Genomic DNA, 25,113 nt, shown 5'->3' with positions numbered 1-25,113 from the left:
ACCTACCCACCAAAGCAAAGCCGTAAGCACGCCAAGCGCAAAAGCTACTATAAAAAATATAGAGAGCAGCGCAAGCCGAACCAGTCACAAGCAAGGGGGACTAGATGACCACTACACCAACAGACAGCCATGAAAAAGCCCGTGCATTTAGCACAGGCTTTACAGTGGTAATGAATAGTTTTGATGCAGCCACACGGCAAGGGCTGGCAGATGATCCTACTTTGACAAAGCTAATCGCGCTACTACCGCCTGACAGCTTGCTAAGTATTACCGACAATCTTACTACAGATGACGCGCAAATAGTACCGACAGCTGGCACGATAGCCCTACGTTTGCACGACAAACAAGGCGATATAGTAGGCGCGGTATTCTATACACCAAACAGTAAAGCAAAGCCCATTGTCATTGATCCTACAGGGTATGGCGCTATCGTCATTGGTGAGCCAAATAAAGCCAGTGAGGTGATAGCGTTCGATAATATAGATGATGGTATTGATGTTTACAGCTACCTAATGGGCAGCGATAAAACAATCATCATTAGCCCTCACAAAACCAAGCAATGCCTTAAAAAGATGGTGCAGCACTGGAGCAGCGGATCACAAGTAACTGTACCTATAACGCTTGATGATAAGGGTTTAATCAACCTATTGGCAGGTGTAAAGGCTCAGGCATTGGTTACGGTGGCTCATATCGTCACCATGCTGCAGCATGACAGCTATGAAGCGATACTGGCAGCTGATGACACCCAGCTAATCAATTTACAAGATACTGCCTACTATCCTGAATGGCGCGATGATCCACAGCTGAATGAACCAATGATCTACAGTGATGGGCGTTTTGAGCTCTACCACGATGGGCTGTTTTTTGTGAAATATAACGATGATGACCCAGCAAACATTACTTTCAAGTTTAAGGCGTTTGTTTGTTCACCGATAGAGGTTATCGCTAAGACACGGGACACAAGCAGCGGTACATGGGGGCGGTTATTACAGTGGCGTGATGATGATAGCGTGCTACATACGTGGTCAATGCCGTTATCACTACTGCAAGGCGATGCAAGGGAATACCGCAAAGAGCTTGCTAGTCAAGGATTGAACATTACCACCAACCCCAAACAGCGCAATTACTTAGACACCTATATTCAAAACTACCCTATCCACAAACGGGCGTTATGCGTGGATAAGCTGGGCTGGCACGATAAGCAATATATATTACCTGACAGAGCCATAGGCAGCGATGGTAAGCAGCTTATTGTCTATCAGTCTGCAAATAGTATTAACAGCACCCTAATCCAGCAAGGCACATTAGATCAATGGCGCGATAAGCTGTGCAAACCCCTAGCCGATCAAAGCCGTTTTGTTTTCTCTATTGCTTGCGCGTTCGCTGGTCAATTACTGGAATTATTAGAGTATGACGGGGGCGGTTTTCACCTCTTAGGCTCATCGAGCATGGGCAAGTCATTATCGCTTAAATTGGCTGCTAGTGTATGGGGCAATCCTGACAGGTACGTTAAGACATGGCGTAGCACTGACAATGCCCTAGAAGGCACAGCAAGCGAGCACAATGACAGTTTTCTGCCACTTGATGAGATCAGCGAATGTGATCCCAAAATAGTAGGTAAAACCGTTTATATGCTGGCTAATGGTCAAGGTAAAGGACGAAGCACCACCACGGGACACAATCGCATAGCCAAAACATGGCGCATTATCTTTCTGTCTAATGGTGAGGAGTCGCTACAAAACTTCATGGCACAAGCAGGACAAAAAACCAATGCAGGTATTGAGGTTCGAGTGGCGCATATAGATGCTGATGCTGGCAAAGGGTTAAAAACGTTTGATAGTTTGGTACTGGCAGACACAAGCGAAGCACAAGCCGACAGGATCAAAGAGCTGTCACACGCTTACTATGGATCAGCTGGCATTGCATGGCTAGAACATATCACCAGTGACAAGGCAGCGACCACCGCCAACGCTGGGCAGCTTGTAAGTAGCTTTATGAGCCAGTACAGCGACCTGACAGCACAAGCGCATAGAGTGGCTAAACGGTTCGCTATCGTAAGCGCAGCTGGAGAGCTGGCAACACAGGCAGGTATAACAGGCTGGCAAGCAGGACAAGCGACTACAGCCGTGATGACTTGCTTAGATAATTGGCTTGATAACTATGGGCGTGATGGTGAGCATGAGCAGCGCCAAATCATAGAGCATATCAAGGCGTTTATTGAACAGCACGGATCAAGTCGTTTTCAGCCTTGTTATAGGAACACGCGCTTAGACTTTGAGGAGAGAACCCCCAACCGTGTAGGCTATCGCAATACTGATACGGGGGATTATTATTTTTCTAAAGAAACTTTTAACAGCGTATGTGCGCCTTTTAGCAAAAGCAAAGTCTTACAAGTATTAGAGGAAGCCGACTTGTTACTACTCAATCAAGGTGACCGTAAAATCTACAAAACGCCTGATACTTTATTTAATGGCAAGCACCGCCCGTCTGTTTACGCGGTTACTGCTAACATACTTTGTTGTGAACCTATGAAAAAGGACGGGACAAACGGGACGAACGGGACAGGCTATATGCAGCAAGGGATTGCGCTGTCCCATTGCTAAAAACCAAAACGGGACGAACGGGACAGGATTTTACATTTTAACTTTTCTGTCCCGTCTGTCCCATTGCTAAAAACATAAACGGGACGGCTGTAAGCCATACCACGTAAGGGCTGTCCCGTCTGTCCCGTCTGTCCCATGCACAAAAGTAGATGCAGACAAAAATAATCAAAGGCAGCCGTTTATCGTCTGCCTTTTTTTATGGATCAACAATAAACAACACAGCAAGCACAGTCATAGCTTGTTATATATTATCCAAAAGTTTACAATAAATTATAAGTTTACTAATAATCTACCCCTATGATTAATATTGACCAAACAGAACAGTTTGAACGTTGGTTGCATAAGCTCAAAGACCCGTTAGGCAAAGTTGGCATATTGGCACGTATCAAGCGAGCGCAAGGCGGTAACTTTGGTGACCATAAACCATTAGCCAATACAAACGGTATCTATGAGATGCGAATATTTAAAGGCAATGGTTACCGTGTCTATTATGCCAAGCAAGGCGATACCCTCTATCTATTGTTGATAGGTGGCAGTAAAGACAGCCAAACAAACGATATTTCTAAGGCTTGCACCTTGTGGCAGCAAGTTAAGGATCAAGAAAAGGAACACCCCAATGACTAACATTAAAACTAGCCGATTTGATGTAGCGGAATATCTAACAGATGAAACCCTTATCAATGCTTACCTGAACGAAATATTGACTGATGGCGCACCTAGTGAGTTTATCGAAGCATTAAATGATGTAGCAAAAGCAAAGGGCATGAACGAGCTGGCAGCAAAGACAGGCATAAGACGCGAAAGCCTTTATAAGACATTGCGATCAGAGAAGCCACGTTTTGACACTATGCTAAAGATTATTGATGGTATGGGCTTGCAAGTGACCTTGACCCCTAAAGCCAGCCATGAGCCACTGGCAGAAGCGTAAACGGCAATAAAACGGCAAAGGCGCAATTAAAACAAGGGGGCAGCCGTTTAACGTCTGCCTTTTTTCGTGCCTGATGCTTATTGTGAGATCAGTTTGAGCACTGGCAGCATGTTAATAAATGTTAAGGTTTAAAACCTTTATGGAGCAGATCACCACACAGCCAAACAGTGCAATTACTTTTACCACGTTTTACCGATCACCAGCCCCCAATGGGATAAGCGTTAGCCCAAAGCATTACAATCATTAGCCTACAGCTTATAGATGCCACCAAAACAGGATAAAGCCGTCAAAAATTAGATAGGTGCAGTTTTGCGCGTATTGAGCGTGGTTTAAGTTAACTATTTAGTTACGAACTGCCAAAAAGTGAATGGAGCGCAAACTCTTACCAATCACGGGCTATAAGGTGATTTTAGGGTTAAATTATAGTAGGGCTGTATCGGATTATAGATAACCCCAAAGGTGGGGGTATTAAGCATGATTTAGGTTTACCAGTGTTTACGGATCACTAAAACACGAATGAAGCGCAAACGCTTATTAGGTATGGTCTAAGAGGTAATTTTAACGCCAAATTAGCAAGGGGCTGTAAACCTAAATAGATACGCCCAGATTTGAGCCTATCTTTTAATACCACATGATACGAGGTGAGCATTTAGCAGCATTAGATAATTGACGCATGAGCAGACAGTACAAGGCGCACAGATAAAACCCTATTCCATAGCCGTATTAAATTATAGAGAAGCATAGTTTTCGGACACGTTAGGCGATCACTGCCAAGCCCTTTTTATAGTGTAAAGAAACCCTAAGGTTTCCCCTAGGTTTTTGGACATCGCAGAACCCAATAAAACCCAACGTTCCGCACCTCAAATGCGGAATTAAAAACCTGACAAAACCTAACATCGAAAAGTGAATAGCACCGCCTTGCCTGTTAACATTTGTTAACGTTGGCAGCACTGACTACCCCAAGATCACCACAAGGCTAAAACCTGTCAAAACCTGTCATTAAGAACCTGAGAAAACCTGAATCCTCACATAGTAGAACCTCACAAAACTTCACATTCAAAACCGAATAATACACCGCGCAATGCTGGCTTAATCCTTGCCGTAATCTTGCCGTTACCTAGTTTTCGGAGTCCATAAAAGGGACTTTTGCGAGTCCATAAAAAGGGGTAGTTTCTTAACAAGTACGAGGCAGGTTATTACACACGTTAGAGTTATGGGAACAGTACGCGCACGGGTGCAGTTTATACCAATGCTGGCTAGTTTTCGGACATCTTAGAGGGCAATCAAAATAATACTTCGAGTCCATAAAAAGAGCAGTTTTTCGGACTACTATAAAAAGACTGGGGGACTTTCTTGAGTCCATAAAAAAGGACTTTCTGTACAGGTATCAAGGGGGGCTATAAATCGAGATTAAACAGGCAAACCATAGGACACCGCCCCTATCCACACGCACAAAATAAAAACCGTTTCAAAAAGAGGTTAAAGGTAGTTTTGCGACAAGTATCGTAAGCGCATGACTTACAGCGATAATTATCAGGTTAAAGCCATGTTAAAAAGTTAAAAGGAATTAAAGGTAGTTTCAGGACAAGTGAACGCCTTTTTTATAATGCGTAAAAACCTACTGAGCAGATGCACCAATAAATAATCGCCATTGGTGGTAATTAGCAAACGCACAGAAACGCACGAAATACGCACGCATTTAAGTGCCATTAGCGAGCGTATGCAGTTATTAGAGAAACAACCCCATGAAGCCAAAAAGCAACCCCTAAACTTTTAATTTCGCGGACGCATAAAAATTACTTAGGCAGCGGTCACTACTGACAACGCTATGAACAATTACACCGCCCTACCGTGTTGAGAAATGTTGAAACGGCAAGCAGTGAAAATAATTACAAAATAATAGTGAGTGAAGCAGCAAACAGCCAAAAAAGGGCATTATTAAAAACGATTGTTGGTATTATTGTTGGTATCGTTAATATATAAAATTACCAAACCTATATATTACAAGGCATATAGCCTTTACTTTGCTTCCTGCCGTTCCGACCAAACATAGCAGTAAAGAGAAAAGCCAATCATTGTTTTCAATGGTTGGCTTTTTTTTGTGCTAAATTTGGCTAGGGATTGTATGATGTTTTGATTGAGCAAATAATAATAAAAATCTTGCAAGGCATGATGAATAATCTAAAGCCAGTCATCCATATAGTTTTAGGCTGGCTTGTCTTATATCTACTTTGATTTAATGGTGTGTAGAGGTGTGAATATGAGTCAGAGCAAAAAAGAGAAAGCGAGAAACCATAAGTTAATGTATAAGTATTTTGAACTCAATTTATCAAAACCTATGGATAGTCAGATTGCAAAAACGATACTGCTTGATAATGAATGTAGTGAACTTCAATCTGAAAATAACTTTTCCTTCATAAATAGTATAAAGTCTGTTGTTGGCCAATTCTTAAAGGAAAATGAACTAAACTATAAAAATAACAACGACTTTAAAGGCAGCCCTGAATGTGACTGTGATTATAATTGTGAATGTGGTCTTAATGAATTTGTGATGCCAGCTTTCAAAAATATGACTGTTGAATTTGGAGTTTACGTAGAAAGTAATTCTGTAATACATAATGCTTTAAAAGAATTCACATCAGAAGAACAAAATAGGCTTTTAAACTGTAATTTAATGGCAGTAATCAGATTGATTTTATATAAGGGGTTAGCTTATTTAGCTTTCGACCTCAATTTTCATGACGTTTCTTGTTGGCATCATGAAGCTGCGGTATTAATGTATGGAGGTTCGATAGTTGGTGAGAGTTTAAGCCCATCTGAGTATGTAGAAGAAAGCGAAGTTATAGCACGTAATTATAAAATTATTGGAGCTAAGGGAGGTTCACAAAAAGCTCTCAACTATAGAAACTCACAGCAAAAGGCATTGATTTATCACGATAAACACCTCAGTGAAAAGCATGAAAAAGGTAAATATATTTATTCCAATGATAAAGCAGCTAGAGAAATAATCTCTTATTTTGAAAGAAAGTCTGAACATCTCGGTTATACAGAACGCTCATTATCTAACATCATAAGCAAGCATCGTAATAGGCAGACCAAAGACTAAAACACCATTTTACTAGCTAAAATGTCACTTTAGTTGCTCCAATTCTGCAGATAACTTTTTATTTTATTAGGCTCTATTTATTGATTGTTATACAACATAGTGCAACAGCATAATTGGAGCTAGATAATGATTCAGCAAGAGCATACACCGCATAATTTGGAGCAGCAACCACCACATAACGCGCCTAACAACATATCAAAAAGGCTACTGCCAATACTTAAAACAATACTCAGCATCCTTTTACCCTACCTGCTATCACCTCCTGATATCAGCATTCATATCCATCACATTAGTATCATGTTCTAAAGTAAACAACTATGCACTACCCTAACAGATACTTGTCATCTATAGACTTTTATAGAGCGAGCCGTTAGGGTAAATGCTACCTCTTCACACTGGTCTATCCTATGTCCGAGCCTATCAATCAGCCCACATTTAATCGCCTCATGGATAACGCACCTTGGGAGCGTTACCGCCGACCTTATGTACGTGATTTGGCATATGTGTTGGCATGTCCCAATGTTTTGACGCAGTGGCTAGACTTTGCACCACATGAGAACACCCATGCGGTTACCGTTCATAGCGCGCAATTTTGGCAGGTTCAGTTTGAGGCGTATGAGCAGCGATTAACAGAGCTAGACACCACTGCCGCCTATCAAGAGCTGACTCGTTATTTACTTAAACGCCCTAGTCCCAATCGTCTGGGTTTTCATTTTGAGGGACTGCTATCGTTTTGGTTAGAAGATGGCTTTGCGCGCAAGCTGCATCCGTATGAGACCCTAGCAAACAATGTGCAGCTGTACAATGGTAAGCAGACTGTCGGTGAGCTTGATTTGATTTTGTACAACCATGAAGAGAGGCTGGTTGAACATTGGGAGCTGGCCATCAAGTTCTTTATGGGATCAGCGCCTTTTGAGCCTGTGAACTGGGTGGGGATTAACTCTAATGATAACCTACAGCGCAAAATGACGCACATGCAGACCAAGCAATTTCGAGCGGTGTGGGTAGATACGGAAGATCACGGGCAGGTCAAAATAAATAAGCGCTATGGTGTGATAAAAGGACGATTCTTTTTACCGATAAACACAACCGACCTTGGCGATTATGATTGTCCTCATTGGCTAACGCCAAACTTTCCGATACATGAATGGTGCGATAAGAGAGATAAAGCCGCTCTTGCGACGATTGACGCCGCTTCATTACGAGCCGCGCATTATATTGAATGGTTCACCAAGCGCGGCTTTTACGATGATCGTCAGCAGCCGATAGTTTGGTCAGATAATGAGCCACCTAGGACAGGTTTATATTTTGAAGGTGATAGACCTATTGTCATTTATCCAAGACAGTTAGACCAACTAAAAGAATAGTCTGAGCGGAGCTGCTACTTTTGTTTATATCATAGCTACCAAGCATACTGCCCGTATAAGCTGACTTCACTGCGCTTAGCCTCGCCCCAATCGAGACTGTCTGTCAGTAGTCTGATACCACCATATTGACTGTCTAGAGCCAGACCCAGTGCGTGCGTCTGCGGCTCTATGAGTCCTGTGATGGTCATGGGATAAGTACGATAATCTGTCTGATAACCTGCCGATAGCTGGTATAAATCCTGAATATCATTTACTTGCCCTTGTAGACCAAGCTGCCAGTGATTATTTATTTGGTGCTGAAGACTTCCCTCTACCCGCCATGGTAATGTCTGTGTGACATCATCAGTATCAAGCTGCCCTTCTATGGTATATAAAGGTCGACCATCGATATCGTAATCCAACGTATAACGGGTACTTGGCATCTCTTTCCAATACATGCGTCCAAGTACATCGTAAGCATCAATAGATAATTTTGTATTCTCGGATAGATCGCCTTTCAGTTGCAAATCAAACGAATAACCATATCCTGAAGGCTTGTTTGGGTTCCAGCCCAGATTTTCTTCGCCTAATGCGGGCTTATCATAATAATAATTGATATCAGCATGCGTCTCATCTAAGCTGTCGCGTATATTTGTTACCTCACTAGCTGGTAGTCCGATTGTACTCAAATCACCTACTATTTTGCCATCTAAAGCATGCAATCCTTGCCATATGTTGGCACGAGTCGTTAATTGCCAGTTGGGCAAAACCTTTTTAGTAAAACCAATATTAGCCCCTATTCTTTCATTGTGCTTAGCTTCTAAATACAAAGGATAAGTCTGACTGGTGCTTGGGGGCTGCTGGTTTTCATACTGCCAGTAGACCTTAGCAGTCTGCTCACTAAAGCTCATTAAATAATCATAACGCCATCCTAAACCATAGCTAATCGCACTATTCGCAGGACGAATCTCAAAAGAAGCTCGGCCTTGTACATAAGCATGGTCACCTGAGTCTAAAGGTGCATCCCAGTCGTCCAAAAATTCAGATATAGGCTGAGTTGGGCTATGCGCAGTGGCCATGACTGTCCAAGCACTCTGAGTATCTGTTATTTCAGCGTTACCATCTACGAAGTTTATTGTTTGTGGATTGAGGTAAAAATTCACACCGGCATCATTATCAACCCTATCGCTTTGAGCAATTGCAGAGGTAGATACTATAGCAGACACAATGATACTGGTAGTCGTTGGTGTAATAATCATCCTCATACGTTTATATAGAAATGATACGATGTTTTTAGGTAGCAAATGACATAGAGTTGAAGCAGAAGTTGACATTGGTTTCTCACATTTGTCAAAGGGCACAAAAAAGAGACAGCTGGTGCTGTCTCTTTTTTCTTTTTTATACCTCAATCATGAATAGAAACATCTGAGAGTGAGGTATGAACATAGCTCAATTAAAGAATTATTAAACTATTGTCATTAAACTTAGCGGTAATTTTGCCATCATTATCCATCAAATCGCCATAGTCTTTACCATTAACCATGATATCGCCTAACTTGCCCATACTATCTTTGATGAAGTCACCGTCAGCATCAACCTTTAATGTGATCGACGCTTTATTTTGTTCAACTGTAAACTGCGTACCAGTTACATCGTAGTTATTGTCTAAAGTAGATTGGCCTTTTACAAATAACTTTTTACCTTCTACGCTGGCTGTGAGGCCTTGTAATTCGATAATATTACGAGCTGTGCGCTTGAGGTTGGCTTGGAAATCAAGCGGAATAATCGTTGCGCTTTCTTTGGTCACCTTTCCTTTGATCGCCAATACGATTTCCATACCGACATATTGGTCTGCTGCTTCTTCGATATTATCCGCCCCATCAATAGTGATAAATTTCTTTATATCATTATCGTTAGCAGTTGCGTTAAGCGTAATCTCTATATCTGTAGTAGGCTTAGCCTTAGTCAACTTGCCTGTTATTGCAATCTTATAAGGTATCGTTCTGACAGATAAGCTATTATCTGCCAACTTTCTACTGATATCTAATGCTGCAAACTCTAAATTTTTTGCTTCAATAGTACTATCATTGGCAGACAATTTTAGACTACCTAATTTGATAACAGCCTTCTCTAGTTTAATGCCAGCTTCATTGACATCATTCATATCAAAGTCATCATTAACCACAACTTTATCACTAAACTGTCCACTAACTGTTGCGCCCTTGGTACTCGAACTCAAAACAACCGCATCAATACCAGTACCAATTTTAATGCTTTCAAAACCTAAGCTGCCATTGAAGTTAGAGGTACTTGTATTAGAGCTTAGCGCATTTTCATAACCATCAAATACAGTCGTAAAAGTATCTACAATAGCCGTAGTTTCATCGTAAACTTTAGTCGTTGGGTTATAAATATAATTATACTCTTGCACATCCACTTTGGTCGTACCCGTCAAAGCAAACTGCCCATCCGCATTGAGTGTTGCCACAAAGTCTGACTCTGGTGTCAGAACGATATTACCCAGCGAGGTGTCAAATGCTTGATCATTAGACAAGGCCATAATATTCGCTGCGGTAAGCTTTGAGAGATTTTGTTCTTTCATATACTCTTGCAAATCGCTTGGGATATGAAACGTATAATTAAGACGCGTGCTTTGATTGTCGGTGAGGATATCACTTGCGCCTTCATAAGCCTCTGTGACTGCTTGGTTGTCACTCACGAATAACTTGGCAGTACGAATCATCTCTTTTGCTTGGTCAAGCTCCGATAGACTATTATCAACAGGTGGCTTGACAGGCACATCTGGTGTATTGCCGCCGTTGCCAACAGAATCGTTACTATCATCACCACAGCCTGCTAACGCTAATACACTCGCTAACGCCAATGTACTCAATTTAAAAAATTTCATCACACAGTCCTTTATAGAGATATTTCAAAGAGTAGAAGTAGCAAAAGTTAGCTCTAATTAAAAACAAACTCAGTCAAGAAGTCTGATAATAAATAGAAAACTTAAGTTTGCTTTTGAATGGAGCAATAATACTCTTATTTAAATAATTTATCTATAAAGTAAACAGATATAACAGTATTGTTACAATAAAAAGGGGCATAACACAGCTAATTTCATTTTTCTGCTGAAAACAAGTCATCAATAACTCTCTATCACCTGCATTAGCTCATATCTCAACATGTCTGCACTAGGCATACGCTCAGCATGAAAACGAACGATGGCGATGCCTGCACTCGCAAGGGCTTTGTCTTTTTTATCATCGGCTTTTTGCCGCGCTTTACTGCTATGTGTCCAGTCATCAAGCTCAATGGCAACTAGCGTGGTCTGAGCATCAACATCCACGATCACATAATCAACACTCTGGCGACAGATACGATTGAACCAAAAGCTGCGCTCGGATGTCTCGTCACTATTGGCTTCAATGATTCGTGACAACTGAACCTGCACAAATATATGATACTCCGGTAGCGCATTTCTTAATTTATTAAAAAATATGACCTCAGTGTCGGTCATGATTGGCATTGGGGCAAATGGCCAGATAGCCAGCTCATCACCGCGCACAGGCTTTGGTTCAGGCTCTGCGACTGGACGTTTTGCCAATAGTTTTGGTAACGTAATCAGCCCTAAAAACCCAACGGCCAAGATTAAAAATATAGCGCCAAATGACATGGTTTTACCTTATACAATATAACAGTGACCAGCTAACGCCCACGACTCTGAAGAATCAATGATCGGCTGATTACCACAGGGCAACCTTTGTAGGCTGACAGGTTATACAAAAATGAGTAATAAAAATGGTGCTCATCGTAACCAAGCTTGCGCCAATCGGCAAACGATAAAACAAAAAACACGACAGCGAATGTCGTGTTTTGATCATTAAATAATAACTCAAGTCAGTACTAAAGAAAATATCTCACTTATCTACTCATCAATCTCTGACGACAGTTGCGAGTCTAAAGCTTAACGCCAGTAAAGCACCCAAGCACCGTTCGTATTGACGTTAGAATCACTATTGATCTTATCTTTTAGTGCCAATGCAGCGACCTTTCCACGTTCAGGACCGACAATGACGCGTACACCGCGACTGGTCGGGCTGGTTTTCACTTGATATCCGGCCTCTTTGAATTTTTTCGCTAGCTGATCCGCTTTGGCTTGATTATCTGCGAGCGCTACTTGCACCCCAAAGCTGCCTTTCGCATCAGTTTCTTTCACTTCTTGACGAGCCTCACGAAGCTTTTGCTGAGCGTCTCGCTTAGCCTCAGCTGCTTTCTCGGCAGCAGCAGCTTCTCGCTCCAGACGTTGCACTTGATTACGCGAAGGTATGGTAATGTTTTGACCCAGCTGTAATGAGGTCGATGGTGAAATGTTATTTGCTTGAGCCAAGACTTCGACAGGCATATTGTACTGTCTTGCAAGCTTAATCAGCCCATCGCCTTTTTTGACTTGATAATCAGAAGGCGACTTTGGTGGTTCATTTTTAGCCGCTTCAGCTGCCTCTCGCTTTTTTTCGGCCGCAGCTTGAGCGTCCGCTTGTCTTTTTGCTTCTGCTTCTTTTTTACTTTCTGCTAGTTTTTCAGCAGCGGCTTCAATCTCAGCCTGTTTTTTGGCCTCAGCTTGTTTCTTTGCCTCAGCTGCTTTTTTGGCAGCAGCTTGTCGTTGAGCTTCTTGCTGTTGCGAGGTTTCTGAGATTTGCGAGGCTTCTGGGGTTATGGGCGATGCTAATGCTGATTCTGCTGAAGTAGTAGTTTCTTGAGTGGACTTTGTGCTGTCGCTTTTTTCATCAGCAGCTGGCATGCTGTTTTTGACATACTGCTGGCTTTCAGCGCGGGCTTTGGCCAACGCTTCTGCTTCAGCCACTTCTTGTTCTGTCAAAAACTCCTGTGCACGCCTCTCCTGCTCGGCAACACGAGTAGCACGTTCTTTTTGCTTTTGCGCAAGAATACGTTTTTCTGTCTCGATGTCAGTCGTTAGCGGTTGCGGAGATTCTTGCTCGGTCGTTGGCTTCTCTATCATCGCTGATGTTGGCTGTGGCTGGTTGCTCTCGCCAATCTGCTGCACCATGGCGTATAACATCACGCTACCGCCTAGAATCATCCCAATGCCCAATAAGGCTTGTCTCGAAAAGTTCATCCGTTTACGTCTCTTAGTTGGTAATAAGGTTGATTGAGCGGCGCAGGGACTGTCTTACAGCAATATAGATAATTGCGCTAATAAGTACCTCGTACCGCCAGTTACTGCCATCAGTGTTCAAAATTCATGCCGACCTATTTTTGCCAGTCTTGCAAATCATTTTGATTATAAAGCATATTTTTCGTGCTGTCTGCTATCAGGCAAGTACTAAGATTAACACTAAACAGGCGCCACCTTAACTTAAATGATCATACGGTAAGTGCAGCGAGCGCCTCTCCAATCGTATGAAACGAACCGCATACGACGATTAGATCTTGTGGCTGACTATCAGCTATCACCGCATACGTCGCTGCATGCAAGCCATCGAATTCATATATGTTGGCCCTATCCACATATTGAGTTAAGACGCCTTGTAGCTGCTCGGTACTCGCGGCACGAGGATAATCAATCTCAGCAATAAACCAATCACTAATCGGCAAGCCTGCTTGAGTCAGACGTTGTACCACTTTGTCGATATCTTTATCACCCAACATAGAGAACAATATTTTGATTTTTGGGAGATCTCTACCAGCTTGGCTACCGTGTTTACTCAAATGCTGCTGCCAAAATGGCAATAACTGCGCTAATAAAAATTCCACACCTTGCTCGTTGTGCGCCACATCAAACAACCAATGGCGATGATGGCTTTCGCGATAATCAAAGCGCCCTGCCAGTTTGACAGTTTGCAATGCCTGCTCGATGGCACTGATATCGACACTCAAGGTGCTTGCAAGTACCGCTGATAGTGCATTGGCAGTATTGGTCAATGATAGCGCAGGCCGTGGTAATTGCAAGGTAACTGCCGCATTACTATATTGCCAAATCGTTGAGTCAATATCGCGGTAGCTAAAATCTTGCCCAGTTTGATAACAAGTCGCCTGCTTATTATCGATAGCGTGTTGCACGCTAGATGGCATTTCAGTAGCACCATAAATTAAAGAAATACCTTGGCGCAATATGCCTGCTTTCTCGCGACCGATGTCCTCAACATTGTCACCTAGCCAGTCGACATGGTCGATACCAATATTAGTAATCACTGCCATATCAGGATCAATAATATTGACCACATCTAAGCGTCCGCCTAATCCGACTTCTAACACCCATACATCACAGTCTGCCTCAGCAAATATGAGTAATGCTGCCAGCGTTGTCATCTCAAAGAATGACAAGGTCAAATCGCAATCTAAACGTGCTGCTTCTACTTTGCTAAAAGCATCAATCAGCGTCTCGTCGCTGACCATCTCGCCATTGATACGCACGCGTTCATTAAAAACGCTCAAGTGCGGCGATTGATATAGTGCCGTTTTATAACCTGCGGCTTTACACATCTCAGCGATGACAGCGGTCGTAGAGCCTTTGCCATTGGTGCCTGCTATAGTGAAGACATAGGCATCATCTTTGGCTGACTGCACCACGCCTAGCGCTTCGGCAACAGGCAATACACGCGATAGCCCCATATCGATTGCAGACACATGAATCTGCTGCATATAATCAAGCCATTGAGTTAGGCTAGCGTTATCACTGGGGCTTTTGAGGTCAGATGCTAAAAGGTCAGACATGAATAAAACCTATATGAAATTTAATAAGAGGTAGAAATATATGTGTTGGCTAAAACCAAAAATAGCATTTACCGTGCAATGACGATAAATGCTATTAGAGGGTCTTGCATATGCAGTAGATGTTAGCACGCGGCTAGACGTTTATGCACTCAATAATTGACTCATGATACTGAGCCATACATCTTATTAAGCATCTACATTAGGTACGCGGCACAGTTTTGCAAGCAAACGATAGATGGTATCAATCAGTTGATGACGATGCACCACTTCATCTACGACGCCATGCTCTAATAAGAACTCCGCACGTTGGAACGGCTCTTCTAATGTCTCACGCACGGTCTGCTCAATCACGCGCTTACCCGCGAAGCCAATCATCGCTTTTGGTTCTGCCAAATGGATATCACCCAGCATGGCCAATGACGCCGTCACACCGCCATAGACAGGGTTGGTCAATACCACGATGTAAGGAATGCCAGCGATTCTCAAACGTTCAATCGCTGCCGCCGTGCGTGCCATTTGCATCAATGATAACAGACCTTCTTGCATACGCGCACCGCCAGAAGCAGCAAAGCACACTAACGGTACTTTTTGCTCAAGTGCTCTTTCAGCGGCCTGTACAAAACGGTCGCCAACCACTGACCCCATCGAGCCGCCCATAAAACGGAAATCAAAAGCACAAGCGACGATATCAAGATTACGCAGCTTGCCATACATAGCAACCAACGCCTCAGACTCACCTGTTTTTTCTTGTGCTTCGCTCATACGCGCAGGATATGGCTTACTATCCACAAAGCTCAGCGGATCTTTGGCAGTGAATTCTTGCCCTGTCTCGCCGTCTATTTGATCAAGCAACCAATTCAAGCGCTCACGAGCACTCATTGGTAAATGATGATCACAGTGTGGACATACATAGCAGTTAAAAATCAGTGCGGTGTTGGTAATCACAGAATGACAATTGCTGCATTTGGTCGACGGTTCAGTCTCTACCGCGGTCAATTGCGCAGTTAATTGCTGCTTGATACCTGGTATAGGACGGTTAAACCATGACTGCCTCTCCGCGTTGCTGTTCAGCTCGGCTTTAGCAGTATTATTATCGAGTTTTGTTGCTGTATCAGTCATATTATTTGCCATCATAAAAGGCTTATTGACAAGTTGGCTCATTCGCTTGTCATTGAGAGTTTAATGGTTGTCTAAACAAAGCGTCAAACCCAGTCATAACATGAGCAATTATGCGACACGCTGATGTATCAATCTTACGTGTCGATCATTCGGTTAGGTGCTTGTTGATAGATGATGTGCTTGTTGAGACTTTTTGGCAAATGCTTTTTGAAACTAGTCACTGACAAACCACGGCTATCAGACGCCATATAATAGTCATGTTAGTTTACACTCGTAAACTAAATTTAGCAAAGTCATTTCACGTCATCTTTCAGTAACGTTTTTGAGTCATTGCTTCCCGTTATCTAACTTCGCGATTCAAGACCAATTACCCAAAATAACTACTTCAAATCAACTATTGTCTTTATAACTATCACCTTTATCAAATCGTCTCAATTAGATACTTAAAACATCATGCCGCTGTTAGCTCAATAAAAGCGATACTAGGATAACGAGCATTAAGCACTCAGACTGTCTAATGCTGCACGCAGCTCATCCATTTTTGCCATGATGTTTTGCTGAGCACTTGCTACCGCATCGGTATCATTGGCATCGATATCTGCAAAATTCTGTACCAATGCACTACCAACGATAACACCATCCGCATGAGTACCGATTGCTTTTGCAGAGGCGCCATCACGAATACCGAAGCCGACGCATACTGGCAAGTCTGTTTCTGCTTTGATTGCTTGAACTTGCGTCGCAACATCGTCTGTATCTAGCGTGGCTGAACCAGTCACGCCTTTTAGCGATACATAATAAATATAGCCACCGCAATGGGTCAATACTTGCTCACGGCGCTCAGGCAACGTCGTTGGCGATAGCAAGAAAATCTCATTCATCGAATGGTCAGTCAAATGCTGCGTAAAGCTGCCCGCCTCTGCTGGAGGCAAATCTACCATCAATAAGCCATCCACGCCTGACTGCTCACATAGCGCCACAAAGTTGTCGTAGCCGATGATTTCAACGGGATTGAGATAGCCCATCAAGATAATTGGCGTCTGCGTATCGGTTTGACGGAACTCTGCAACCATTTTTAGCGCATCACGCGTACTCGTACCTGCTGCCAATGCGCGCTCGCCAGCCAATGCAACCACAGGGCCATCTGCCATCGGATCAGAGAACGGCAAGCCGACTTCGATCATATCTGCGCCGTGCTTGACCAAGTCATGCAATAGACCGACGGTCGTTGCAGGATTAGGATCGCCTGCCATCACATAAGGAATCAGAGCTTTTTTGTTTTGTGATTTTAAAGTTTCAAAAGTGCTTTCAATTCTAGTCATAGTGGTCTCTATAATTTTTAATAGGTTTTTAGGTTTTATAAATATGTTTTTACCAGCCAATATCCATTAAATTATCAGGATTATCCTGCGATAAATATTCGATACTATTAGCTCTCTGCTTATGGAAGGTATTCATAATATTTAATATTTCACGTAGATCAATATAATGTTGACCATTCAAAATATTGTAATGCTCATATAATGTAAATTTTTTGTGAGCTAACAAGCCGTCAATTTTTTTACCTTCATTTTTCATAGCTTCAACATGTTGCTTTTTATATATTATTGAAAAACCAATACCAGAATACCTGCTTTGATTTAGAGAAAACTTTTCAACATCATCAAAGCTTACTATCTGATCATGATGTAGATTATCAATAAATATAAAGAAATGAGATAGAAATCTAATGCTATCTTCTTTGATAACCATAATTGGCACATGCTGCCAGGTCAACCGTTTTGCGACCCATGAATTTGGAACCACAAAACCTTTGTAGGCACGATGCACCCAATACGTCATCAGAAAGAAAAACAACATGGGTATAGCTAAAAGAGACCAAAGCTCAAGAATACTTCTTAAAATTTCATCAATTGTCGTAACCGTATAACCTGTCGAAAACTCCCAAATGGCCATAAAGACATAAATCACTGACCATATAGTGACAACTACAAAGAAACCATAACTCTGCCAAAAACTGACTCTTTCAGTAGGCACACCCACACTTATTGTAACTGGCGCTGTTAGCACTTCTTGATCTGGATGCTTACCCAACTGGCTAGGCTTACTCGGTATTAAGCGGTTCAAATTCATGAAGGTATACTATCGATAATAAAAAAATAGCTAGCAATATTGATAATTACTCTACTCTATAGAGCAATTATCAATTAGCGTATTGAGATTTAGGATATTTAATCGACTTAATATGCTGCTAAACTTTCTTATACAACAATCTAAACTACTCCATTCTCACTACATCTCAATCCCTTCAGCCTTCATCACTGAATGCAAGTCTTTGTCACCGCGACCTGACATATTAACGATGATTGTCTGATCAGGCGTCATGGTTTTGGCCAGTTTCAATGCATAAGCGACGGCATGAGCAGTCTCAAGTGCAGGGATGATGCCTTCTTTGCGCGTTGATTCATGGAAACCTTCTAGCGCTTCTTTGTCGGTACAGCCGACATACTCAACGCGCTTCATGTCTTTTAAGAAGCTATGCTCCGGACCAACACCAGGATAGTCAAGACCGGCTGAGATAGAATGCGTTTCTTGAATCTGGCCATCATCATCTGCCATGAGGTAAGTACGGTTGCCATGTAGCACGCCGATACGACCCGCCGCTAATGGCGCTGAATGACGACCTGACTCGATACCATCACCTGTCGCCTCGACACCATACATTTTGACATCGGTATCGTTTAGGAAATCAAAGAACAAACCGATAGCATTTGAGCCACCCCCAACACAAGCAACCAACGCATCTGGCATTTTGCCTGTTTTTTCTAGATGCTGAATGCGCGCTTCTTTCCCAATAATTGCTTGGAAATCACGAACCAATAGCGGATAAGGGTGCGGGCCTGCAACCGTACCAATAATATAGTACGTGCTATCTACATTGGTCACCCAGTCACGCATGGCTTCATTCATTGCGTCTTTTAGCGTGCGTGAGCCAGAAGTGACGGGCACAACTGTCGCTCCAAGCAAGCGCATACGATAGACGTTCATTTTTTGACGCTCGACATCGTCAGCACCCATATAAACGATACACTCTAGCCCCAAGCGTGCTGCAATCGTTGCCGTCGCGACGCCATGCTGTCCTGCGCCAGTCTCAGCGATGATACGTTTTTTACCACACATCTTGGCAAGCAATGCCTGACCAATAGTGTTGTTTACTTTGTGCGCGCCTGTATGGTTGAGATCTTCACGCTTAAAGTAAATTTGCGCGCCGCCGATCTCATCGCTCAAGCGTTTGGCATGATAAAGCGGTGTTGGGCGACCGACATAATTGACCAAATCGTTGTGGTACTCTTCCCAGAATGCTGGATCGGCTTTGACTTTGGTATAAAGTGTCTCAAGCTCTTCTAATGCCGCCATCAGCGTCTCAGAGACAAAACGCCCACCGTGTACACCGAAATGTCCGCGTGCATCAGGGTATTGGTTAAAATCCTGTACGTTTTCAGGATTGGTGAAGGTGTTTACAGATTGTGCTGTAGTAGATAAATCTTTGTTCGCGACATGACTCATGATAATTCCTACTGTAATAAGTGGTATTTTTTAGAATAAATATAAAGAGAAAAATAAAATAAGATTGGAACAGAAAAATCGGAATAACGATCAGATAAGCCTATTATATATAGAAAACAACCTACGATAACAAACTTAAATGGCGTCAGTGACCGTTTCGTTTTGCCATCGGTCGCGCTTGACTGCTTTCATAAAGGCACGCATCTTGGCAGCGTCTTTTTTACCTTTATCAACCTCGATACCACCGCTGACATCGACGCCGTAGATAGGCAGATTTGATGTCTCTGCGACATTTTGCGCATCAAGACCACCAGCCAATACAATTGGTAGCGCGCTGTCATGGGGAATGAGACTCCAGTCAAAGCGCTGCCCTGTTCCGCCATATGCCGCTTGATGATAAGCATCGAGCAAAATACTACTGGCACCTGCGTCAGCAAACTGTGCAATCTGAGCACGAACGCTATCGAGCGTGTCTTGCTCTGCATTGATACGCAATGCTTTGATCCAGCGTTTATTGACACTGCTTGCCAGCTGCTCGCATTGCTCAGGCGTTTCATCACCGTGAAACTGAATGATATCAAAAGGTACATCGTTTGCTAATTTGACTAGCTCATCTTTAGGTATATTGACCACCAATGCCACCACGCTGACGAAAGCAGGTACGGCAGCGCTTAGAGTTTGTGCTTGCTCTATCGTGACCGCACGCGGACTTGGTGGATAAAACACCAAACCGACTGCGTCTGCACCTAACTGTGCCGCAGTCTGTATATCACTAAGCTGAGTAAATCCGCAAAACTTAACGTGCATTTTGTGACCTTGGATTTTATATTCATAAATCTGACATCGATTATAGCGACATCAGATAGCGTCAGACTAAAGATAAATCGTGAGATATGATGAGAATTTGTTACGCAAACGGCAAAGCCATTGCATCCAAAAACTTATCCTAGCATACTTTTATGCTCAGTTTTGTTTATGATTGCGATTGATTAATATAGGGATACTTTGATGTCAAAGACTACTAACAACAATGGTAGCAATAATAAAAATAATGATAGTAGCGATAGCGACAGTCCGTTGCATTACTTGATGTGGTTTCGTCGAGATTTGCGCATTCATGATAATACCGCATTGGCAGCACTGTGCGAGCGGGCTAATGAAGACAATGCATCGGTATCCGCCATATTCTTTTTGACGTCCGAGCAGTGGCAACAGCATGACACCTCTCTGGTGCAAGTCGACCATATTGCCCGTACGTTACCTATACTAGCAAAAGACTTGAGATCACAACTGAATATCACTTTAACGGTACAAGTCTGTCCAAGCTTTTCTGACTGTATAGATGCTCTGACGAGCTTATGCAAGGACAACGATATCAGCTGCGTCATGGCTAACCATGAATACGAAGGCAATGAGATTGATCGTGATGAGCAATTGAGTGAGCAGCTTGCAAAAGACGACATCGAGTTTGTCCGCTGGCATGACCAATGTATCTTGCCACCGCTGAGTATCACGACAAATGACGGCGATAGTATGTATAAGGTCTTTACCCCATTTTATAAGAAATGGCGACATACGCTAGACGTTAGCACCATTCAAATGCATGACGCACCAGCAGTCGACTGCGATGATAAAATCAATCTAAAATCATCGAAAGATAGTGCCAATACAGTTGATGATATCAAAGCCCTCAGTGAAAAAATGCTTGATGATTATCAAAAGACGCGACAAAAAGAGGACTCGTTACAGCATATTGATATGGACGCCCAACTCACAGCCGCAAGGGACGCCTATCCTGCAGGTGAGTCTGCTGCTTGCCAGCGCTTAGATGAGTTTGTCGATGATGATATCAATGATTATGATGTCAGCCGTGATGTGCCGCACCTGTATGCCACCAGCCAGTTATCCGCTTATCTCACTATAGGCACCATCAGCCCTCGGCTCTGCTATCTACAAGCCAGCAAAGTACAAGAAAAGCTGCACGGTAATGATGGCGATAATGAAGATATCGACCGCTGGATAAGCGAGCTTGCTTGGCGAGATTTTTATCGTCATGTACTGGTTGATAAGCCAAACCTGATTCGCCATAAAGCGTATAAAGAGGACACTGACACCAAAGTGAGTTGGTCATACAATGAAGAGGATTTTGAATCATGGTGCACGGGCAAAACAGGCGTACCACTCGTTGATGCTGCGATGCGCTGTCTGAACGCTACTGGATTTATGCACAATCGACTAAGAATGGTCACGGCGATGTTTTTGACCAAAGACTTGTTGATTGATTGGCGCTTAGGCGAGCGCTACTTTATGCAGCAGCTCATCGATGGGGATTTTGCCTCCAACAATGGCGGCTGGCAATGGAGCGCATCAACAGGTACTGACTCAGCACCCTACTTCCGTATTATGAACCCCTTTAGCCAAGGCAGCACTCATGATAAAAAAGCGATATTTATCAAAACGTGGCTACCAGAACTAAAAGACATCCCCGCGAGCACTTTGCACAGTGAGGATAAAATGCGTAAAGCATTGGCAAAGGGTGGAGAGTTTGCCACTGTTGACTACCCTGCGCCGATGGTCGAACACAAATCAGCACGTAAGCTCGCCATTGCTGAATTTAAAAAAGAGTAAATTAGCTATTAGTGGCTGCAGGCAATTGACATGCGCCTGCACCCTGCGTGTTGACCGTCACAACAGCACCCGTCAAAGCAAACAGCTGCTGCAATTGCGTTTGGGCATTTTGCAGCGCCATATTCATGACATCTCCTCGGCAGGCACGCTCTAGCACTTCTTTTTTTGCCATGGTTTGTGCTTGCGCCAATATCTTAGGATCAACTTGCATCATGCCAAAGGCGCCTGTCTGCCAGTCATAAATCTCGATATCATCTAAATATACTGAAAATATCTCTGTAGGCGGTAAGGTAATATTGATTTGTGGCATGGTTGAAATGGGTACATTACTATCTACTTGCGCTTCATCGGCTTGAACAGGCTGTACCACTTGTACCATCTCAGGTGTCAGTGCACTCAGATCAACCCCTGCTTCGACGCGGCCATGAGCGATGAACAGCGCTTTTTGTTCATCTTGCCACAACTTCATCCAACTTCCCGGACGCTCACTCGTAATCACCGTATCAACACTAAACGCGACGGTATGGAGTCTGTTTAATTGCTGGATTTGTGTGACCACGCCTTCTCGAGTGATGGTTTCTATCGGTTCTTCTTCTGTGATTTTTTGCGCGCTATAAATAGCAAAAACGATGGCTGCTAAGCCAATGAGCAGTATCACCCAAGACATCGTGGCAATAGGCTGCTTCGCTGGCTTGTGGGTGCCATTGGTATTGTTCATATCAGGACTACTCATAGAAGTTACCTTTATAAAAGTGCATCGTTTTTCAGATGACCAATAATTTTATGTAATTAAAACAAACGCTTAACCTATAAATGTGACTATTGTGCAGTAAATTCAAGTAATGGCTACCAATCTTCTACATAATACGTAAATTAGGCCATCTCAAAAACATACATTACCTTTGTCTTAAAAGCTTATAAACAACTCAATTATTCGAGTCTCATCTCAGCCTTTGTATAACGTTCGGTCTGAAAAGACAAAAAGTCATTGCGTCTTAGGCGAACTTTACCTAACATAGTCAGATTGTATGTATAAAATGTCAATCTTTTAGCATTATCGGGCTTTTGCCCTGAATATATTGCATTTCGGCATGTTCATACCTCAAATCAAATCTGCCTCTCTTGTTTACTCTTATAAGAGTGGTTCTTACTGATGTGCTTTTTTATATCAGCATATGAGTAACTAGGAAATACCCTAGATTATTGCTAAGTGATAAAGGTAAGCTTGCGGCGGCAATGAAACGATTAGCCATACGCTCAACATCCTACTATTTCTTATTTTTTTATCGTTGATAAGGTTACGCTTTATTTATGAAAGCCAGTCAATTTTTATTTGCCACATTAAAAGAAACCCCAAGTGATGCCGACATCGCCTCAAGCCAATTGATGGTGCGTGCTGGTCTTATTCGCAAGATCGCTTCTGGATTGTATATTTGGTTGCCCATGGGTCTGCGTATTTTGCAAAAGGTTGAGCGCATCGTTCGTGAAGAGATGCAAAACATCGGCGCACAAGAATTGCTGATGCCGATGACGCAGCCTGCTGAGCTATGGCAGACCAGCGGACGCTTTGAAGACTACGGTCCTGAGCTACTGCGCTTCAAAGACCGTCATGATCGTGACTTTGTGCTGGGTCCAACGCATGAAGAAGTCATCACCAATCTGGCAAAAGGCGAGCTACGTAGTTATAAGCAACTACCGATTACTTTCTTTCAGATTCAAAGCAAATTCCGTGACGAGATTCGCCCACGTTTTGGTGTGATGCGCGCACGCGAATTTACCATGAAAGATGCTTACTCGTTCCATATCGATCAAGCCTCACTTGCTGAGACTTATCGAGATATGTACGACGCCTATACTCGCATCTTTAGCCGTTTGGGTTTTGACTTTCGCGCGGTACAAGCGGATTCTGGCTCTATCGGTGGCTTTGCCTCACATGAGTTTCATGTTTTGGCAGACAGTGGCGAAGATGACATTGCCTTCTCCACCATCTCTGACTATGCGGCCAATATTGAGCTTGCTGAAGCCATTAGCACGGGTGAGCGTCAGCCTGCGACCCAAGAACTGACCAACGTTGATACCGTTAACATGCCAACCTGCGAAGCAGTTGCTGAGCATTTAGACATTCCACTTGCCACCACCGTGAAAACCTTGATTGTCAAAGGTCATACGCCAGAAGGTGAAGAGCAGTTGGTTGCGCTGGTACTGCGTGGCGATCATACGCTCAACGACATCAAAGCGGAAAAAATCGAAGAAGTAAACACGCCGCTGACTATGGCGAGTGAAGAAGAGCTGAAAGCCGCAGGACTGCTCAAAGGCTATATCGGTGTCGATCTAGATATCCCTGTGTTCGTCGATCGCGCAGCGGCTATTCTCTCTGACTTTGTCGCTGGTGCCAACGAAGTCAACAAGCACACAACCGGAGTCAATTGGGATCGTGACGCGCACATCACGCGCATCGTTGATATCCGCAACGTGCTCGAAGGCGACGCCTCACCTGATGGCCAGGGAACCCTACAAATCAAACGCGGTATCGAAGTCGGTCATATCTTCCAGCTGGGCGATAAGTACTCACAAGCACTTGGCTGCAGCGTCTCAGGTGAAGCTGGCAAACCGGTGACCTTGATGATGGGCTGCTATGGTATCGGCGTCAGCCGCATCATCGCTGCTGCCATCGAGCAAAACCACGATGATAACGGTATCATGTGGCCACAAACGCCTGATGTAAAAGACTCACTTGCGCCTTTTGAAGTAGCTATCGTACCGATGAAGTCAAAAGAAGAGACGGTCATGCAGACTGCCACTGAGCTTTATGAAACGCTAAAAGCTAAGGGCGTCAACATCCTACTGGACGATCGTAACGAACGCCCAGGGGTGAAGTTCGCTGATTTAGAATTGATTGGTATTCCACACCGTATCGTCGTGTCTGATCGCAACATCGCTGAAGACAAGTACGAATATGTCAATCGCCGTGACGGTGAAAAAGAGTTGCTCAGCCGTGACGAGCTACTGGCCAAACTTGGCTGTGAGTAGATTGCAGTCCAAGCATGAAATGTCAGTAAATTGAACGTCAGATATGTTTGA

18 protein-coding genes are annotated in these 25,113 nt (G+C 43.3%); 7 read left to right on the top strand and 11 right to left on the bottom strand.

Translation table 11 applies throughout. The features are described from left to right. Window positions 1-104 precede the first annotated feature (104 nt). The 5 genes from JMX83_RS03475 (at window position 105) to JMX83_RS03455 (ending at window position 8,004) form a co-directional block, all read left to right on the top strand. A complete protein-coding gene (locus tag JMX83_RS03475) occupies window positions 105-2,603 on the top strand; it encodes a DUF927 domain-containing protein (protein WP_227675701.1) in 2,499 nt (832 codons plus the stop codon). A 297-nt stretch (window positions 2,604-2,900) separates the two neighbouring features. Then, window positions 2,901-3,227, top strand: coding sequence for a type II toxin-antitoxin system RelE/ParE family toxin (locus JMX83_RS03470; protein ID WP_201599200.1), 327 nt, complete (start codon window positions 2,901-2,903; stop codon window positions 3,225-3,227). After that, window positions 3,220-3,531, top strand: coding sequence for an addiction module antidote protein (locus tag JMX83_RS03465; RefSeq protein WP_201599199.1), 312 nt, complete (start codon window positions 3,220-3,222; stop codon window positions 3,529-3,531). Before JMX83_RS03470 ends, JMX83_RS03465 begins: the two co-directional genes overlap by 8 nt. Before the next feature lie 2,260 nt (window positions 3,532-5,791). After that, window positions 5,792-6,637 (top strand): hypothetical protein, encoded by an 846-nt coding sequence (locus JMX83_RS03460; protein WP_201599198.1) that lies wholly within the window; start codon window positions 5,792-5,794, stop codon window positions 6,635-6,637. A gap of 407 nt (window positions 6,638-7,044) precedes the next feature. Next, window positions 7,045-8,004, top strand: a complete 960-nt coding sequence (locus tag JMX83_RS03455; RefSeq protein ID WP_201599197.1) for a DUF1853 family protein — start codon at window positions 7,045-7,047, stop codon at window positions 8,002-8,004. Window positions 8,005-8,039: 35 nt separating this feature from the next. Here JMX83_RS03455 and JMX83_RS03450 read toward each other — a convergent pair whose 3' ends face one another. The 10 genes from JMX83_RS03450 to JMX83_RS03405 form a co-directional block, all read right to left on the bottom strand. Beyond that, on the bottom strand, window positions 8,040-9,242 hold the full coding sequence (locus JMX83_RS03450; RefSeq protein ID WP_201599196.1) for a hypothetical protein: 1,203 nt from the start codon (window positions 9,240-9,242) through the stop codon (window positions 8,040-8,042). 194 nt (window positions 9,243-9,436) lie between these two features. After that, entirely contained in the window at window positions 9,437-10,891 is a 1,455-nt protein-coding gene (locus tag JMX83_RS03445; RefSeq protein WP_201599195.1) for a hypothetical protein, read from the bottom strand. A gap of 237 nt (window positions 10,892-11,128) precedes the next feature. After that, the gene (locus JMX83_RS03440; RefSeq protein WP_201599194.1) at window positions 11,129-11,659 is read right to left on the bottom strand and encodes a DUF2726 domain-containing protein; all 531 of its coding nucleotides are present in this window, start codon (window positions 11,657-11,659) and stop codon (window positions 11,129-11,131) included. Window positions 11,660-11,950: 291 nt separating this feature from the next. Further along, on the bottom strand, window positions 11,951-13,120 hold the full coding sequence (locus tag JMX83_RS03435) for a LysM peptidoglycan-binding domain-containing protein (RefSeq protein ID WP_201599193.1): 1,170 nt from the start codon (window positions 13,118-13,120) through the stop codon (window positions 11,951-11,953). A gap of 248 nt (window positions 13,121-13,368) precedes the next feature. Continuing rightward, window positions 13,369-14,718, bottom strand: a complete 1,350-nt coding sequence (gene folC, locus JMX83_RS03430; RefSeq protein WP_201599189.1) for a bifunctional tetrahydrofolate synthase/dihydrofolate synthase — start codon at window positions 14,716-14,718, stop codon at window positions 13,369-13,371. 186 nt (window positions 14,719-14,904) lie between these two features. Continuing rightward, the gene (accD, locus tag JMX83_RS03425; protein ID WP_227675714.1) at window positions 14,905-15,849 is read right to left on the bottom strand and encodes an acetyl-CoA carboxylase, carboxyltransferase subunit beta; all 945 of its coding nucleotides are present in this window, start codon (window positions 15,847-15,849) and stop codon (window positions 14,905-14,907) included. A 485-nt stretch (window positions 15,850-16,334) separates the two neighbouring features. Next, window positions 16,335-17,159 (bottom strand): tryptophan synthase subunit alpha, encoded by an 825-nt coding sequence (trpA, locus tag JMX83_RS03420; RefSeq protein WP_201599187.1) that lies wholly within the window; start codon window positions 17,157-17,159, stop codon window positions 16,335-16,337. 49 nt (window positions 17,160-17,208) lie between these two features. Further along, complete coding sequence (locus JMX83_RS03415) at window positions 17,209-17,970, bottom strand: hypothetical protein (RefSeq protein WP_201599185.1); 762 nt, start codon at window positions 17,968-17,970, stop codon at window positions 17,209-17,211. Window positions 17,971-18,129: 159 nt separating this feature from the next. Beyond that, complete coding sequence (gene trpB, locus JMX83_RS03410; RefSeq protein WP_201599184.1) at window positions 18,130-19,404, bottom strand: tryptophan synthase subunit beta; 1,275 nt, start codon at window positions 19,402-19,404, stop codon at window positions 18,130-18,132. Window positions 19,405-19,539: 135 nt separating this feature from the next. Next, window positions 19,540-20,211 (bottom strand): phosphoribosylanthranilate isomerase, encoded by a 672-nt coding sequence (locus JMX83_RS03405; RefSeq protein ID WP_201599182.1) that lies wholly within the window; start codon window positions 20,209-20,211, stop codon window positions 19,540-19,542. Window positions 20,212-20,412: 201 nt separating this feature from the next. Here JMX83_RS03405 and JMX83_RS03400 point away from each other — a divergent pair, with 201 nt between their 5' ends. Further along, window positions 20,413-22,032 (top strand): cryptochrome/photolyase family protein, encoded by a 1,620-nt coding sequence (locus JMX83_RS03400; protein WP_201599180.1) that lies wholly within the window; start codon window positions 20,413-20,415, stop codon window positions 22,030-22,032. A gap of 1 nt (window position 22,033) precedes the next feature. Here the strand turns inward: JMX83_RS03400 and JMX83_RS03395 are convergent, their stop codons facing one another. Continuing rightward, window positions 22,034-22,765, bottom strand: a complete 732-nt coding sequence (locus tag JMX83_RS03395) for a DUF4230 domain-containing protein (RefSeq protein WP_201599173.1) — start codon at window positions 22,763-22,765, stop codon at window positions 22,034-22,036. Between the two features lie 578 nt (window positions 22,766-23,343). Between JMX83_RS03395 and JMX83_RS03390 the strand changes: the two genes are divergently transcribed. Next, the gene (locus JMX83_RS03390; protein ID WP_201599166.1) at window positions 23,344-25,062 is read left to right on the top strand and encodes a proline--tRNA ligase; all 1,719 of its coding nucleotides are present in this window, start codon (window positions 23,344-23,346) and stop codon (window positions 25,060-25,062) included. Window positions 25,063-25,113 lie beyond the last annotated feature (51 nt).

The sequence above is a fragment of the Psychrobacter piscatorii genome (assembly GCF_904846415.1).
Lineage (GTDB): Bacteria > Pseudomonadota > Gammaproteobacteria > Pseudomonadales > Moraxellaceae > Psychrobacter > Psychrobacter piscatorii.
This window is presented reverse-complemented; position numbering and strand designations above follow the sequence as displayed.

What these genes read in the sequence shown, in the direction of transcription:
- JMX83_RS03435 (WP_201599193.1), bottom strand. Translation starts at nt 13,120, where the DNA reads ATGAACTTTTCGAGACAAGCCTTATTGGGCATTGGGATGATTCTAGGC.
- folC (WP_201599189.1), bottom strand. Translation starts at nt 14,718, where the DNA reads ATGTCTGACCTTTTAGCATCTGACCTCAAAAGCCCCAGTGATAACGCT.
- JMX83_RS03465 (WP_201599199.1), top strand. Translation starts at nt 3,220, where the DNA reads ATGACTAACATTAAAACTAGCCGATTTGATGTAGCGGAATATCTAACA.
- JMX83_RS03475 (WP_227675701.1), top strand. Translation starts at nt 105, where the DNA reads ATGACCACTACACCAACAGACAGCCATGAAAAAGCCCGTGCATTTAGC.
- JMX83_RS03455 (WP_201599197.1), top strand. Translation starts at nt 7,045, where the DNA reads ATGTCCGAGCCTATCAATCAGCCCACATTTAATCGCCTCATGGATAAC.
- JMX83_RS03405 (WP_201599182.1), bottom strand. Translation starts at nt 20,211, where the DNA reads ATGCACGTTAAGTTTTGCGGATTTACTCAGCTTAGTGATATACAGACT.
- JMX83_RS03450 (WP_201599196.1), bottom strand. Translation starts at nt 9,242, where the DNA reads ATGATTATTACACCAACGACTACCAGTATCATTGTGTCTGCTATAGTA.
- JMX83_RS03415 (WP_201599185.1), bottom strand. Translation starts at nt 17,970, where the DNA reads ATGAATTTGAACCGCTTAATACCGAGTAAGCCTAGCCAGTTGGGTAAG.
- JMX83_RS03460 (WP_201599198.1), top strand. Translation starts at nt 5,792, where the DNA reads ATGAGTCAGAGCAAAAAAGAGAAAGCGAGAAACCATAAGTTAATGTAT.
- trpA (WP_201599187.1), bottom strand. Translation starts at nt 17,159, where the DNA reads ATGACTAGAATTGAAAGCACTTTTGAAACTTTAAAATCACAAAACAAA.
- JMX83_RS03390 (WP_201599166.1), top strand. Translation starts at nt 23,344, where the DNA reads ATGAAAGCCAGTCAATTTTTATTTGCCACATTAAAAGAAACCCCAAGT.
- trpB (WP_201599184.1), bottom strand. Translation starts at nt 19,404, where the DNA reads ATGAGTCATGTCGCGAACAAAGATTTATCTACTACAGCACAATCTGTA.
- JMX83_RS03400 (WP_201599180.1), top strand. Translation starts at nt 20,413, where the DNA reads ATGTCAAAGACTACTAACAACAATGGTAGCAATAATAAAAATAATGAT.
- JMX83_RS03395 (WP_201599173.1), bottom strand. Translation starts at nt 22,765, where the DNA reads ATGAGTAGTCCTGATATGAACAATACCAATGGCACCCACAAGCCAGCG.
- JMX83_RS03470 (WP_201599200.1), top strand. Translation starts at nt 2,901, where the DNA reads ATGATTAATATTGACCAAACAGAACAGTTTGAACGTTGGTTGCATAAG.
- JMX83_RS03440 (WP_201599194.1), bottom strand. Translation starts at nt 11,659, where the DNA reads ATGTCATTTGGCGCTATATTTTTAATCTTGGCCGTTGGGTTTTTAGGG.
- accD (WP_227675714.1), bottom strand. Translation starts at nt 15,849, where the DNA reads ATGGCAAATAATATGACTGATACAGCAACAAAACTCGATAATAATACT.
- JMX83_RS03445 (WP_201599195.1), bottom strand. Translation starts at nt 10,891, where the DNA reads ATGAAATTTTTTAAATTGAGTACATTGGCGTTAGCGAGTGTATTAGCG.